We start from the raw sequence: 311 nt of genomic DNA on the forward strand, positions 1-311 counted from the left end.
GTTTGACAATAATCATTGTCACCTATTATGTAAAAGTAAATCTCTTCATTTAAGTCTTCTAAAAAGGCTGTGTAATTTTGATTTTTTTTATGATAGTCCATACGCATACAATACAACCAAGGAGCATAAGAATGCATAGGATGCGGAAAATCTTGAAGCGCTTCATTTAAAACCTTTAATGCTGCAACATGTTGCTGTAAATTAACTAAGGCTCGTGCTTGAAAAAACAAGGTTTTAAGTGTAGGTGTTTGTCCTTTATGAAATTGCTCTACAATATTTAAAAAACTGGCAAGGTATTTTAAATATTGTAG

The 311-nt window shown here is 31.2% G+C and carries 1 protein-coding gene; it reads right to left on the minus strand.

Going from position 1 to position 311, the window contains the following annotated elements; all coding sequences use genetic code 11:
• Positions 1–311 (minus strand): hypothetical protein (locus V6251_RS15250; protein ID WP_341589012.1); only part of this gene is annotated, 311 nt, incomplete at both ends.

The organism is Olleya sp. Ti.3.14 (assembly GCF_038154885.1).
In the GTDB taxonomy this organism is placed as follows: domain Bacteria; phylum Bacteroidota; class Bacteroidia; order Flavobacteriales; family Flavobacteriaceae; genus Olleya.